Genomic DNA, 13,720 nt, shown 5'->3' with positions numbered 1-13,720 from the left:
ATCTGCCAGCCAGTATACAGGTATATGGTAGAAATTAATGTTATTACCCGTTTTTAGGCCATTGCTTCGGGCTGGCTGGGAGGGATTTATTGTCAACGCCCGGATGTTGTTATTCGAGGTATTGTTTCCTGCACGTGGTAGGGATAATCGAAAGTTTAAACGCTCAAATGAATCTGAAGGAAGACGAACCGCTGGTTTCGGTGATTTGCACCTGTCATAATCAGGCAGCTTACGTAGTAGCGGCTATGGAAAGTGTGCTGCAACAGGAGTACCCGCACGTAGCACTGTTTATAATAGATAATGGAAGTAGTGATTCTTCACAGGAGGTAATTCGTGGCTGGGTGGAGAAAAACGAAGAAAAATTGAATGTTAGGTACCTGTTTCACGATACTCCCATCAATTACTGCCGGGCATTCAATAGGGCTTTGACCCAGGTCAGCGGCACTTATGTGGTAGATTTGGCAGCCGATGATTTCCTGGCCCCCCTTCACCTAAGCAGAGCAGTTCACCGCCTCCAGGAAACAGGAGCGAAAATTTACTTCAGCAATGTGCTTCACCTTTTTCCCGACGGGAGTACCCGTCCTTTTTATCCGGTGGATGCTTCGGGAAAATCGAACGTACCCGTGACGGCAGGCAATGTCTTCCCCGTGGTGGTGAGGAGGTACGCCATCAGTTCGGCGGCTCTGGTGTTGGATGCGGCAGTCTTGAAAGCAGCAGGTGGCTATGACGAAAACCTTGCCTATGAGGATTTTGACCTGCTTGTGAGAATGGCACGAGATCATGCCTTTGTCTACGGGGATTATTTAGGAGTAACTAAGCGCATCCTGGCAGGATCGCTTTCGACCCGTCAATACCAGGCCCGTCATTCAGTCTTGCTTCCTTCTACACTCCGGGTTTGCGAGAAAATAGCTGCTATGGTACGAACATCGGAAGAAAGGCATGCCTTGAAATTTCGAATTTTGCACGAAACCAAACATTCCCTGGCTTCCGCGAATTTCAAAGTGGCTGGGCAATTTCTAGAATTGTACGCCCACCATTTTCCCCGGAACTGGAAATTTTTTCTTTATAAAACCTGGTTCCTCACCAAATGGGATGTTTCGGGTGCTTACCAGTGGTGGATAAAAAAGCAGGGACTATAACTGACCAACAATGACTTCCTGCATCGATTCGGGAGAAAAATAATTCTCACCCATTTCCTGTAATTGGGTGCCATCAAAATCTTTAATAAAGGCCAATTTTCGAGCGTAAAAGGAGAAATCTAACCCTTCAAAATAAACGTGTTGAAAGTGACTCATCAAGTCAAAAGGGCTACTGAATTTAGCCAGCAGGTTTCCGGCAAGGTAATTTTTTATTTTTTCTAATTCCTCCCCTGGGATCGGATCGGTTATCAGACGCTGAATTTCCTTATAAACTTCCCGGATCACTTCCTCTCCATACCCTCCTTTCACATCCGCAGCCACCATCCAGTAGGAATCACCGTTCAGATTGCCTAAAAAACTATTGATCCCATAGGTATACCCTTTTTCCTCCCGGATATTACGAATCAGGCGGCTTCCGAAATATCCTCCCAGCACGGTATTGAACAAGGAAAGCGGCAGGTAATCCGGGTGGGTAAGTGGGACCATCCATTTACCGATTCGGATACTGGATTGCAGGGCATTGGCTTTCGCTTCGGCCTGCCTTCCCGTGGTAGGACTAGCGAGTGGTGGGCTGGTGTTTTTTCCTGAAATCAGTGGTAAATCTTCAAAATAGTTTTCCAGTAAGCTGAGTTCTGCTTCCGAAAGGTGCCCGGTTACGAATAAATGAGATTGGGTAAGAAATTCAGTTTGGTAGTAGGAAACAAGCTGCTCCCTGGAAATAGCATCTACATCCGATTCGGTAGCCTGGAAACCAAAGGGGTGCTGCTCCCCAAAAAGGCCGGATCGGATTAGCTGATTGGCCCGGGAGGAAGTTTGTTCATTCTGAATGCTGATGCTCAGCTTTTTCTGGGATTTCCGTTTTTTCAGGTTCTTTTCGGGAAATACAGCTTCTGTGAACAAGGAACGAAATACCGGCAAAACCTTCGCAAGGTGTTTTTTGGTGGTCAATAAGCTGAGGCCCTGCCGCTCATAGCCTGAAATGACTTCTACTTCCGAGCCGTGAAAGTCAAAAAAATCATCTAATGCCTCTGATGGCAAGTCTTTTGTTCCCTCAGATAGCATGTGCAGCATAAAAAAAGGAACCAGCGGATTGAAGGCTTTCTTTTCCTGAAAATGCACTGGAAAGATCACTTCGAGCTTTACCGCAGCGATGGTCGGGGACGGAATATAGTACAACCGGGTGCCGCCTTTAAGGTGCCGGCATTCGGGAGGTGTTAGGTTGATTTGATCGGGTATCTGGAATGGGGGAGCCTGACTGCGGTCTATGCTCATCTTGGAACGTTATATAGTAGTGTGAACCTCAGTGTTTCTGCCAATGGATGGTTTTGTACCTGTGGGACAAGGTATGAAAAGTCAAATCCCAGACGGTTGAATTTAAAACCCACGCCCATGGTAAAATACCTGCGGCCTCCTTTTTTTGGATTTTCATAGAAATAGCCAGCGCGCAAAGCAAATTTATCGTCGTAGGAATATTCGGTACCGAAAGAAATCATTATTTCCTGGATTTCTTCCCGAAACCCATCTGGCGCATCAAAGGGTGACCCGAACATTCCGCTGATCAGTGGACGGGTTGGGTCCTTACCAGCCGCGATCACCGGCTCATTGGTATTAGGGTCCAGCACCAATTGTCCGTTTTCATCCACCTCGTACAAAGGTGGGGTAGGAACCAGCATCTTATTAAAATCCAGTGCGAGGGTAATGGTATTTAATTCGTCCATAGGAAGCTGCAAAGCGGATCCGAATTTCAGATTGGTCGGCAGGTAATCGAGGTCCTCGGCACTGTTATAGGTAATTTTAGGACCTATATTGGAGAGGTTAACTCCCCAGGAGAAATTGGCTTCTTTATCCGATAGTATGATTTCTGAAGTGTGGTAGATCCCCACATCCGTTCCGATGCTTACTCCGGGTCTGCTTTCGTTGCCACCGGCAGAGCTTAAATTACCCGAAAGGTTGGAGTGGATGAATCGTGCGCTGATACCCAGGGAAAGGTTATCCGATAATTTTCGGGAGTAAGTACCACCAATCGCAATGTCCCGCGGGCTGAAATCCCCCAATGGATTACCTCTTGTGTCTGTTAATTGGATATCGCCCATATTAAAATACCTTAGATCCAGGCCAAACGCAGAAACATTATCGATCCGCTTGTAGCCGGTCAGGTAGTTTAGCGACATGTCCGGTACTAGTCGCCCCAGCCAGGGAGAATAAGATAAGGAAAACCCCATGTCATCTTCGATGAATGCCAGTTTGCCCGCATTCCAGTGGGCTGAATTGGCATCGGGAGAGGTGGCCACCCCTACGTCTCCCATACCAGAATGCCTGCTGTCCGGGGCAAAATTGAGAAAAGGTACTGCGGTAATGATTACCCGCCTATCAACATCCTGCCCGGATAGCTGTGGTATGGAAAGTTGTGCGTGGCTATCTACCTGAAAAGCGAGGAATGCCACTAAAAAAAGTGAGAGCTGAAGAATGTTTTTGGTCAATTTCATTGAATAATAATTTTGCCTCCTATATTTCCCGAAGTGCCGTCTCCTTCAGAAAAGAGTTCTATTTGGTAAAGATAAGTTCCTTTTGCCGGATATTTGGTTTTGCTTTGTAAAAATATCCATTGAATGTCTGTTAAAAACCGTTCGGCTTTTGGAAAACGCCGCTCCAATGAAAATATTTCACGTCCTGACAAAGAAAATATGCGTAAGTGTAAAAGCAAATTTTCTCCCGGGCGGTTATGGGAAATAAGAAAATGAACGACATCCGAAGCCGGGTTGGGGAAGGAGTGGACGCTGTCTACCTTCAGCCTGATACTGCCTTCTACCCTCACTTGAAGGGTTCTAGTGGAGGTGTTTCCCAGGGGATCAATGGCATTAATCTCCAACGTATTCATACCTTCCATCAAATCGTCAATGAGGAACTTAAGGTATCCTTGCCGATAATTTCCGGAACGGGCTTGATAATAATCCCTAAGGGAAACGGGGTCATTTTCATTGATTTTTAAGGTGATGCCTTCGGGATTACCCAAATCCACACCCGTGTCATCGGACAGATAAATCCAGATTGGACTCTGTGTGGTAGGTATCAATTGCCTCGTTTCCAAACTGTCAAATAAAAACACTTCTATTTCCGGACCGCTGCGATCCTGGGGCAAGTCACTGTTTCCGGATTGTAAGGGAATCTCGGACCCGCCAAAGGCCTCCCGTGACCGCTCATCATCCCTTGCGAAAAGCTTGATTTTTCCACTAATCCCCTCTTCATGCAATCCCCCGTTTCCCAAAAAAAGTTCTCCTTCAAATCGTCCCTCAGCGACCCTTCCGGTGCCGCTGAACAAAGGCTGGTGGTAGTCCAGGAAGGTGGTAGCCGGGCTTTCATTCCCTAGCGTTTCTATGGTTTTCGGTTCATTTTCGATGCGGATTTCAAAGGTTCCATCAAAGCCGGGAATCAGGGCTCCGGTCAGCGGGTCCTGGATTTCTCCCTGGTATTGGATCCGCTGCAATCCGGAAAGGGTGTCGGTTTCGAATCCCGTTTGGAGATTTTTCAGGGAAGTGGTCATCGCTTTCAATTGCGGAATGGCCAATCGTAAGGATGGGTCACCCAAAAGGGAAAAATTCCGGTTTAAAGCCCCGGAAAGGCTTTCGTTCTTGGTTTTTTTGAAAACATCTCCCAAGGATAGGGTTCCTCCTTCATCGAAAATCGCTTCAATAAAGGCTTTGTTCAAGGCATAGTTGATGCTGCTGAATACGGGTCTCCCTGTGGATAATACTGCAATGGCCCCTTTGTTTTTGGCAAACAGCAGTTCTTCAGCCCCTGACCGTAAGAAGGGGCTGTCGTGCCTTCCAAACTCACAGGTGGCCGTGATAAAAACCGGATAGCGCCTGTTTTCGGGCCAGTCACCAATGTCGGGCACCGTAAAAATCTCCTCGGCCGCCCAGGTCAGTTCATTGCCATGACCTACGTAATTAACTAGTAATAGTCCGGCGTTTATATGGTCTTCCAACTCACTTTTGGCCTCAGGAAGGGTGGTTTCGGATGGGTTCTTTTCAAACGTATCCAGGTATAATTTTCTGAGCTCAAACTCGGGATGGGTTTTATGCAAATAGGTTGCGTGCCTTTCGGCATCTCGTAAGTGAATATTTTGGTCCCCGTCGTCTGCGACAAACAGTAGTTTTCTTTTCCAGGCACCAGCGGGAGCCTCGCTATACTGAATGATTTTGTCCACGGCTATTGCCGCTTCTGCAGGGCTGATGGCCGGTATTCTGCCGACACCTATGTCCAGTTCGTGGTCGCCCGCATTGGACTCCTCCCATTGACCTTTACCCATTGCCAGAAATCCAAAATAGTCGTCTGACCCAAAGGTGGTCAGGGGATCCAGGCTGCTTCTTGAACTGTAGGTGGGGACCAGGTTGGGTCTTCCTCCTAATCTATGTTTGTAATCAAAACTTCCTTTCCCAAAGAAGAGGACGTGTTTGAGGTTTCCCCCTACCTGCCACTGAAACGCCAGGAAATTGCGGATACTGGTAATGTCGGGATTACCATAGCCAAAGCTATCGTAAAGGGTCTGGGATAAGACTACTTCAGTAGTAGTCCCATGCGCATTTTTAAACCGGGCTAATCTTTCTGCCTGGGAAAGAAGTGAGGGGGCGCTTATGATGATTAACTCGGGAAAACCGGATGGCAGTCCGGATTGCGAGTTGATGGCTATGGGTTTGGGAATTTCGGGAACCTGCTCAGGGTCAAAAACGGCTAATTTTTTGGCGGTGGTGATGATGGACTGATCCGATCCGAGTGCTGTTACATGATGAAAGTCACTGACATCCCAAACGGTATGCAGATTTTCGGAAATCAAGGTGGCATTTTCAGATAAGTTGTAGAAAATACCTGCCGGTAGGGCCGCGGGCGCATAGGGATAGCCAACCAGCAGGTCTTTTAGATAGCCTGCTCCGTTTGGATTTGTGGTCGTATAGGTAAAGCGGAGTGAGAAGTTTTCGTTCGTTTCTGTAAGGGGCACAGCTGATTCAAATATGGCCTCTTTGCCTTTGACGGCATAGCGACTGTCGGGGATAGAGGGGATCAAAAGCTCCCCTAAGGCTTCCCCACGGGATCTGAACTGAATCCGGCTTTCGCCAAAGGATTGCGCCATCATCCTGGCACGAATAGCTACCTGCCCATCCGGTAGGGTTTCCGGTAGCGGAAAGGTGATGGTCTGGGTCCCATTGTTAAAAGTACGCAAGCCATACCAGGACCTTCCGGAAGTCAGCAGGTTGTATTCTTCCGATTTATAAACCTGGTATTGAATCAGGGATTCATTCCAGATCTGCTGTACCGGAGTTACCGCTTCTTCAGGAATACTCCGCACCGGATTTTCCGGAGGCTTTCCCGTCCGGATTAGGTAGTGTAAAGTATCGGTATAGGGATTGGTTTCCAATTGGGCTTTACCATTTTCCAAACGAATCCAATCGGCCTGTCCCAGAAAGAAATAAAGGTGATTACCTATCTTTTTTTGAGGCACTTCCTTCGAATGAAACAGACTGCTATCTAGTTTTTGAGGCAGGGATCCGGCTTCCCCATAAAGTGAAATTTCGTTCAGGTTACCCAGGCCCCAGGCACTGGCCTGATCCTGCGAAAGCCGGTAAATGCCTTCCGAAACGATGGGGATTTTAAACTCTTGCTGAGAAATGAGAGGACCGGCAAGGAATAGGAGGAATAAGCCCATTAAAAATTCCCTACACCTGCGCACGGAAAAGTTACGTTTCCCCCTCATTTTTTTCCAGTCGATTACTAATTAGGGACAGGAATATATAGGAAACCACCGCTATGGGAATGCCTGCCCATCCCCAAATAATGATTCCCGCCAGTGAAATTAGCAGCATTAGGTAGCGGGATTCGTTTTGGTTCCAACCAAAATGCTTGAATTTCAATGCCAGCAGGGGTAGCTCCGCAGTCAATAGGTACGAAAAAATAAGTGTTAAGGCTGAAAGTACCCACGGATTGTTCCAGATTCCTGCTAAAATTCCCATTTCCTGGCCCATCAACGGGAGAGTGGAAAAAAACAGCGCATTAGCCGGTGTGGGCAAGCCAATGAACCGATCGGTTTGCCGCTCATCAATATTGAATTTGGCAAGCCGTAAGGCAGACTGGATCCCGATCAAAAATCCAATGTATGGTAAATATGCCGGTCCTTCCGAGGATTGGATCAGCATAAAGACAATAAAAGAAGGCAGTACCCCAAAGGTAACCAAGTCAGCAAGGGAATCCAGTTGTTTGCCAATCTCACTATGTACGCCAAGCATTCGCGCCGCAAATCCATCGAAAAAATCGAAAATGGCTGCTGCCAAAATAAAGTAAAAACCATAAACGGCACCGTTCACCATGACGTAGTGAATCCCCACCATTCCGGCTAAAAGATTCAAACATGTGATCAGGTTCGGGATGTGTTTGGTTAGGTTCAAGAGGATGCTGTTTTGCCTACGAATGGATTGGTTTCCTTTTCTTCACCAATGGTTGTTTGGGGACCGTGCCCGGGGTGGACCACTACCTCATCCGGCAATGCGAAGAGTTTTTGCCGGATCGCTTGAATCAGGGTTTCGTGATGACCTCCCGGGAGATCGGTACGACCAATGCTTCCTTTAAAAAGCGCATCTCCTCCGATACAGGTTGCCGATTCCTGGTGATAGAATACCAAGTGCCCCGGAGAGTGACCGGGCACCCATAAGGAAAGTAACTGGGAATTTCCAAACTTGATATACTCACCTTCCCGAATGTAATGGTCTGCTTTACTTTCCTGGTATTGGGCAAATCCATAGTTCGGAGCATAACTACTTACCGCTTTAAGGATCGCCTCTTCCTCCTGATGATACCACAATGGAATGTCATAGGTGCTTTTAACGAAGGCATTGCCCAGTACATGGTCAATGTGGCAATGGGTATTCAGCAATTTGACCGGTGTCAAGCCATTTTTGGAAATAAAGTCAAACAATTCGCCTTTTTCTTGTTTCTCATAACATCCCGGATCTATGATCAATGCTTCCTTACTGTCATCATAAACCAGGTAGGTATTTTCGGCAAATGGATTGAATGTGAATGACTTAATCTGTAACATGGTAAAATCGTTTGAAATTCAAGTTCAAAATAACAAAGAATGCGTTAATTTAGACTATGGAAGTTGATTTTTTACTAATTGGTCAGGGATTGGCGGGTAGTATTTTGTCTTACCGCCTGATAAAGGCAGGGTTTAAGGTCTGCCTGGTAGACGATGGTAGCCCCGCTAGTAGCAGTAAGGTGGCTGCCGGACTCTATAATCCCATAACGGGTAGAAAAATGGTAAAAACCTGGCAGGCGGATATATTGTTTGACGAGATAGAAACGTTTTACAGGGAATTGGAAACCGTCTTAAACCAAAACTTTCTGCATCCCACCGGCATCTACCGGCCGTTTATATCCTACGAGGAGCAAAACGAGTGGCTGTCCAAAAGTGCAGATTCTCAGTATGACCGGTATATCGGAAAAATAGTACGGGAGCCGGGTTTTCCAGGGGTGAGTGACCCTTTTGGGGGATTGTTGCTCAAATCGTCCGGTTACCTGGATATTAAAAAGATGTTGGAAAGCTACCGATCCTGGCTGTTGAAAAGGGGAAGTCTGATCCAGGGCCGCTTTTCGGAAGCGCAATTGACAGCAGATGCTTCCGGCAATTGGCAGTTTCAGGAAATCCGTGCCCCAAAACTGGTTTTCTGCAATGGGATCGGCGTGAAAGACAACTCCTTTTACAACTGGGTACCTTTTACCCCGGTGAAGGGAGAAATATTGACGGTAAGGCAGGCATTTAAATCGCATGAAATAATCAACAGAGGGGTTTTCAGAATAGATTTGGGAAATGGGATCGGAAAGGTGGGGTCTACTTACAATAACCGGGAGATAGACCTGGAACCAACCGCCGCGGGTAAGCGTGAGATTCTGGATAAATTACGACAACTGGTCCCAATAGAGGTCTCCGCGATTATTGATCATCAGGTAGGTATCCGGCCGGCAATGAGGGACCGGCGACCGGTGATGGGAAGACATCCCAAAAAAGAGAACGTTTTCCTGTTTGGAGGGCTTGGGGCAAAGGGAGTTTCCCTGGCTCCCTATTTTAGTAAAGAAATGACCGAATATTTAATTTCAGGAAAGGAACCTCAAAAAGAAGTGAACATAAATCGTTTTTTTAAGTATATTTAAGATATTGGCAAATAATTGGAAGGCAAGTAAATGAGACTTAAAAATCTAGCACTTATTTGGGTACTGGTTTTTTGTGGCTGTGGCGGTTCGCTAATGGCCCAATTTGATCAGGAACGATTTGGAAAAAACAGGGTTCAGCATAAAGAAAAAGATTGGTACTTTTTCGCATCGAATAATTTTGAGGTTTATTATTACGACGGCGGGCAAACCAATGCCCGAATGGCCATCGATTTTTTGGAAGAAGAGTTTGATGAACTAACTCAGTCAATCGGCTACGTGGCCTATACCAAGCCAAAAATATTTATTTACAATTCGAATCAGGAATTACTGGAAAGTAACTTAAATTTGAACAACAATAACTACACCGTAGATGGTCAAACTTTCTTCAGTAAGCTGCTTGCCGAAGTGGCCTATTCCGGCTCCTGGGAGTCTTTTAAAAGTGAGTTACTTTACAAAACATCAAAAATAATAATCGAAGAAATGCTGTACGGTTCCAGTATTTCTGATGCTTTTCAGGCTAATCTTATTAATAATTTTCCGGATTGGTTTATTGATGGGGCCGCCCGCTACCTGGCCTATGGATGGAGCCGTGAAATGGATGATTTTGTCAGGCATTACCTTCGGGACAACGAAAATCCCAAGCTCTTTAAATTACGTGATAAGGAAGCCGGGCTGGTAGGGCAGTCGATCTGGAATTACATTGTAGAAAAGTATGGGAGAAGGTATATTTCCAGTATCTTAAATCTAAGTAGGATCAATCGAAACGAAGAAAACAGCATCTCCAATACCCTGGGAAGAAGGTTCCGTGATTTCACAAACGAGTGGAGGGATTTTTACTCCGGAATTAACAAGGAAGTTTTTCAAAACTTTAAAGACATTAACGAAAGTAATGTCATGGTTTCCACTCCTAATAATAAATACGGGGCCCTTTCCAGCTTGAGTTTTAGCCCGGATGGTAAACACCTGGCCTACGTTCAAAATGTAGAAGGAAAATTCAAAGTGAAGGTCAGGAACCTTTCTAGCAACAGGGAAAGGGTAATTCTTAGAGGAGGTTACGCCTCCTACGAGCAGCAAGCAGATTACACGACCCCTGCATTGGCCTGGAGAGATACGCTGAACCTGGTAATCGCAACCTTCAAAAGAGGAGTCACCACCTTGCGCATGCGTGCCATTGATGGGAGTAGTCAGGATAAAATATTTTTGCGGAACATCACCCAGATACTTGACCTGGATTTTGCTCCCGATTCCCGCACCATGGTACTTTCCGCTATCAATAATGGAAAAACCGATATTTACACCCTAAATATGCGCGGCCAGGGCAGAAGGATCACAAACGATATCTTTGATAACCGAACGCCCATTTTCCTGAACGATTCCACGATCATATACTCCTCCAACAAAACGGATTTGCCGGATAGTCTGATGACAGGGGTGATGGATGTCCATCATTTACCGGACTACTACAACCTATTCCAACTGAACCTTGGAGACAGTACCTATGAAAATCGGTTGACAAACCTGAACCACATCAACCTGCAGCCTAAAAAGCTTAACAATACGATGATTCTTCATCTCAGCGAGCAAAGTGGTATCACCAACATCATGCGGCTTGGTTTAGGCAATTCGATTTCGAGTCAGGTTTCTGCCTTCAATAAAAGCCTGGAATCTTTTGATTATGATCTGCAAACGAATAAATGGGCTTATGCGGTAAGAGACGGGAGTCAGAGTAAATTGATTGTGGAGAGCTTTCCAAACCTGGACCAGTTTACACCCAGTACACCCCGAATCCAGTTGGAGCAAGCCAAAATGCTAAACGAACGGATCTCCAACCGGAGAATTCAACGGGAAGATGAAAGCGGTGATGAATCAGATCTTGAGGCGGAAGAATCCGTCGGTACTAACGATAATGAGGCAGTAGAATTAGAAAACGCGAGCCCAGAAATGACGGAAGCTGACTCAAGTGCTGCAGTAGATAATCTGGAAGATTTATTGATCGGAGGAGCCGCTGAGGAAGGCAATCTACCAGATGCCAGCGAACCGATCCCCCAGGACAGCCTGCCGGAAGCTACCGAAGCGCAAACTACCGCCATCAATGTTGACCGGCTACGGTTTGAAAGGGAAGATGGATTGGATACGGATAATTACACCTTTGACACGATTCCAAATCTTTATGGGCAAGAGTCGGCCCGCGCCGAGGAAGAACAAACCTCTCCGGAGGAACGAAGAAGTAACATATTAGATGCCTTCCGGCAGCAGAACATGGTGAAGCGGGTTCAGGGTCCTAGGAACTATATTCCTCAGTTCATCACTACCAGCCTGAATACCTCTTTTGTGGTGGATCCATTGAGAGGTTTCGGCATCAACCTGAATGGCCGAATGACCGATCTTCTTGATAATCATTCGATAAAAGGAGGAGTCATGACGGCACTGGATTTTCAGTCCGGCAGCGATTTGTACTTTGAATACGAATACCTTAAATACCGTTTAGATATCAGGGGGAGATTTGACCGAAGGTCCATTTTAAGAGAAGAAGGCGACCTCACTTCCCAAAAATACGTTCTTTCTAAATCAGAGATTGGCGTTTCTTATCCCTTGTCGGTTAGTACCCGCGTGAGTCTGGCCCCTTTTATAGCAACAAGTCAATATTTCAACCTAAACCCGGATTCCATTCTCAGGGGAAGTGACGGCCCTCAAAACCGGCTGGATATCAATTATGCTGGGGGGAGAGCTGAAATAGTGGTGGATAAGACCAGGCAGCTGGGACTTTACATGGAACAGGGGTTGAAAGGAAAAATAGGAATGGTCCATTATCAGGGGCTCAATATGGTTGAACGCTCCTTTACAAATGCCTACCTGGATCTTCGTAATTATCAGAAAATACATAAAAACATTACCCTGGCCACAAGACTGTACGTAGGTAGTTTCTTCGGTAATAACCCTCAAAAATACCTGGTAGGAGGGATGGATAACTGGCTATTTAATCAGTTTCATCAGCCGCCAACCAACCGACCGGAAGTTTCGCCAATCCGAAATGAGTCGGGCGTGGAAAATTCCGATCTTTTGTTTGCTGAATTTGTAGACTTACGAGGGTTTGATTACGATGAAATCAGGGGGAATAATGTGATTACCTTTAGTTCCGAATTGCGGATTCCCTTATTTTCTTACCTCTCCAGAGGAAATATTACCTCAAATTTTATCAGAAACTTTCAGTTAGTAGGGTTTTATGATGCCGGATCCGCCTGGACCAATGCCGCACCTTGGGAAAGGGTAAACGATCAAAATACCGAAATAATCAATACTGAAGGTTCGCCATTTGTCATTACCCTAAATAATTTCAATAATCCATGGTTGCAAAGCTATGGGGCGGGCATACGAACCGTTCTGTTAAATTACTATGTGAAGCTTGACGCGGCACGACCTGTTCGAAATTACTCCATAGAAAAGACAAGATTCTATGTAACTTTGGGGTATAATTTTTAAAGACTAATCTTTTGTGATGATAAAATCCATGACAGGTTTTGGCCTGGCTGCCTTTGAAGACCAGAATTATTCGATTCAGATTGAAATAAAGACACTGAACTCCAAGTTTCTTGATCTTAGTTTCAGGTCTCCCAAACAGTTTTCGGATAAAGAAACGGAGGTAAAAACCCTGGTATCCGCTGCCCTGGAGAGAGGAAAGGTGATGATCTCCATTGAATTTGTGTCAAAATTGGAAGACGAACTTCCCATCGTGATACAGGAAGAGCTTTTTCAACGCTATTTTCAGAAATACGCTGAAATGGCCGCATCGGTGGAGACCAATACACCGGAACTATTCAAACTGGCACTGCAATCTCCGAACGTGGTGCTTTCAAATTCGGACAAAACAGGCAGTACAGAAGCATGGGAAAAAGTAAAGGAAGTGCTGGTACAAGCCCTGGAAGAATGTGACCTTTCCAGACTCAGGGAGGGGGCTGTATTGATGGAAAAATTTTCTGAAAGCCTGGACCTGATTCAGAGTAGTCTGGATTCCATTAAGGAATTGGTACCGATTCGTAAAGAACGGCTAAAAAATAAAATAAAGAATAATTTTTCAGACTGGGTCAAAGAGCAGGATTTTGATGCCAATCGCTTTGAACAGGAATTGATTTACTATTTCGAAAAGCTGGATATTTCGGAGGAAATAGTGCGACTCGAAGCACATTTAAAGTTGTTTTCGCAGGTACTGAATTCGAATCGATCCGAGGGTAAGAAGATGGGCTTTGTGAGCCAGGAATTGGGTAGGGAGATCAATACCATTGGCTCCAAAGCCAATGATGCCACGATACAGCATCAGGTGATCAACATGAAAGATGAATTGGAGAAGATAAAGGAACAGGCGTTAAATATTTTGTAGTCCCACC

9 protein-coding genes are annotated in these 13,720 nt (G+C 45.7%); 4 read left to right on the top strand and 5 right to left on the bottom strand.

Features of this window, described 5'->3' with window-relative positions:
* Nucleotides 1–167 precede the first annotated feature (167 nt).
* Nucleotides 168–1,139 carry a glycosyltransferase family 2 protein gene (locus GJQ68_RS10885; protein ID WP_162417308.1) on the top strand — a complete coding sequence of 324 codons (972 nt, stop codon included), beginning with the start codon at nt 168–170 and terminating at the stop codon, nt 1,137–1,139.
* Here the strand turns inward: GJQ68_RS10885 and GJQ68_RS10880 are convergent.
* From GJQ68_RS10880 to GJQ68_RS10860, 5 genes are read right to left on the bottom strand one after another with little or no spacing between them, the layout of a single operon-like run.
* On the bottom strand, nt 1,134–2,411 hold the full coding sequence (locus GJQ68_RS10880; RefSeq protein WP_162417307.1) for a M16 family metallopeptidase: 1,278 nt from the start codon (nt 2,409–2,411) through the stop codon (nt 1,134–1,136). The two genes, GJQ68_RS10885 and GJQ68_RS10880, sit on opposite strands and share 6 nt — an antisense overlap.
* A complete protein-coding gene (gene porV, locus GJQ68_RS10875) occupies nt 2,408–3,625 on the bottom strand; it encodes a type IX secretion system outer membrane channel protein PorV (protein ID WP_162417306.1) in 1,218 nt (405 codons plus the stop codon). The genes GJQ68_RS10880 and porV overlap by 4 nt, the downstream gene beginning before the upstream one ends.
* Nucleotides 3,622–6,888: a type IX secretion system sortase PorU gene (porU, locus tag GJQ68_RS10870; protein ID WP_162417305.1), complete on the bottom strand. Its 3,267-nt coding sequence runs from the start codon at nt 6,886–6,888 to the stop codon at nt 3,622–3,624. Before porU ends, porV begins: the two co-directional genes overlap by 4 nt.
* The gene (pssA, locus tag GJQ68_RS10865; RefSeq protein WP_162417304.1) at nt 6,872–7,576 is read right to left on the bottom strand and encodes a CDP-diacylglycerol--serine O-phosphatidyltransferase; all 705 of its coding nucleotides are present in this window, start codon (nt 7,574–7,576) and stop codon (nt 6,872–6,874) included. The genes porU and pssA overlap by 17 nt, the downstream gene beginning before the upstream one ends.
* On the bottom strand, nt 7,573–8,226 hold the full coding sequence (locus GJQ68_RS10860) for an MBL fold metallo-hydrolase (protein ID WP_162417303.1): 654 nt from the start codon (nt 8,224–8,226) through the stop codon (nt 7,573–7,575). The genes pssA and GJQ68_RS10860 overlap by 4 nt, the downstream gene beginning before the upstream one ends.
* Nucleotides 8,227–8,282: 56 nt before the next feature.
* Here GJQ68_RS10860 and GJQ68_RS10855 point away from each other — a divergent pair, with 56 nt between their 5' ends.
* Genes GJQ68_RS10855 through GJQ68_RS10845 form a run of 3 tightly spaced genes read left to right on the top strand, consistent with a single transcriptional unit; the run spans nt 8,283 to nt 13,713 of the window.
* Complete coding sequence (locus tag GJQ68_RS10855) at nt 8,283–9,338, top strand: NAD(P)/FAD-dependent oxidoreductase (RefSeq protein WP_162417302.1); 1,056 nt, start codon at nt 8,283–8,285, stop codon at nt 9,336–9,338.
* Nucleotides 9,339–9,368: 30 nt separating this feature from the next.
* Nucleotides 9,369–12,818: a PD40 domain-containing protein gene (locus GJQ68_RS10850; RefSeq protein WP_162417301.1), complete on the top strand. Its 3,450-nt coding sequence runs from the start codon at nt 9,369–9,371 to the stop codon at nt 12,816–12,818.
* Between the two features lie 16 nt (nt 12,819–12,834).
* On the top strand, nt 12,835–13,713 hold the full coding sequence (locus tag GJQ68_RS10845; protein ID WP_202927916.1) for a YicC/YloC family endoribonuclease: 879 nt from the start codon (nt 12,835–12,837) through the stop codon (nt 13,711–13,713).
* Nucleotides 13,714–13,720: the final 7 nt, after the last annotated feature.

Origin of the sequence: Cyclobacterium roseum (genome assembly GCF_010119225.1) — a bacterium.
Lineage (GTDB): Bacteria > Bacteroidota > Bacteroidia > Cytophagales > Cyclobacteriaceae > Cyclobacterium > Cyclobacterium roseum.
The sequence above is the reverse complement of the archived record's forward strand: the minus strand, read 5'-3'. Positions and strand labels throughout refer to the sequence as shown.

Coding starts and splice junctions, on each gene's coding strand:
- GJQ68_RS10880 (WP_162417307.1), bottom strand. CDS start 2,411: ATGAGCATAGACCGCAGTCAGGCTCCCCCATTCCAGATACCCGATCAA.
- porV (WP_162417306.1), bottom strand. CDS start 3,625: ATGAAATTGACCAAAAACATTCTTCAGCTCTCACTTTTTTTAGTGGCA.
- GJQ68_RS10860 (WP_162417303.1), bottom strand. CDS start 8,226: ATGTTACAGATTAAGTCATTCACATTCAATCCATTTGCCGAAAATACC.
- GJQ68_RS10855 (WP_162417302.1), top strand. CDS start 8,283: ATGGAAGTTGATTTTTTACTAATTGGTCAGGGATTGGCGGGTAGTATT.
- GJQ68_RS10845 (WP_202927916.1), top strand. CDS start 12,835: ATGATAAAATCCATGACAGGTTTTGGCCTGGCTGCCTTTGAAGACCAG.
- GJQ68_RS10885 (WP_162417308.1), top strand. CDS start 168: ATGAATCTGAAGGAAGACGAACCGCTGGTTTCGGTGATTTGCACCTGT.
- porU (WP_162417305.1), bottom strand. CDS start 6,888: ATGAGGGGGAAACGTAACTTTTCCGTGCGCAGGTGTAGGGAATTTTTA.
- GJQ68_RS10850 (WP_162417301.1), top strand. CDS start 9,369: ATGAGACTTAAAAATCTAGCACTTATTTGGGTACTGGTTTTTTGTGGC.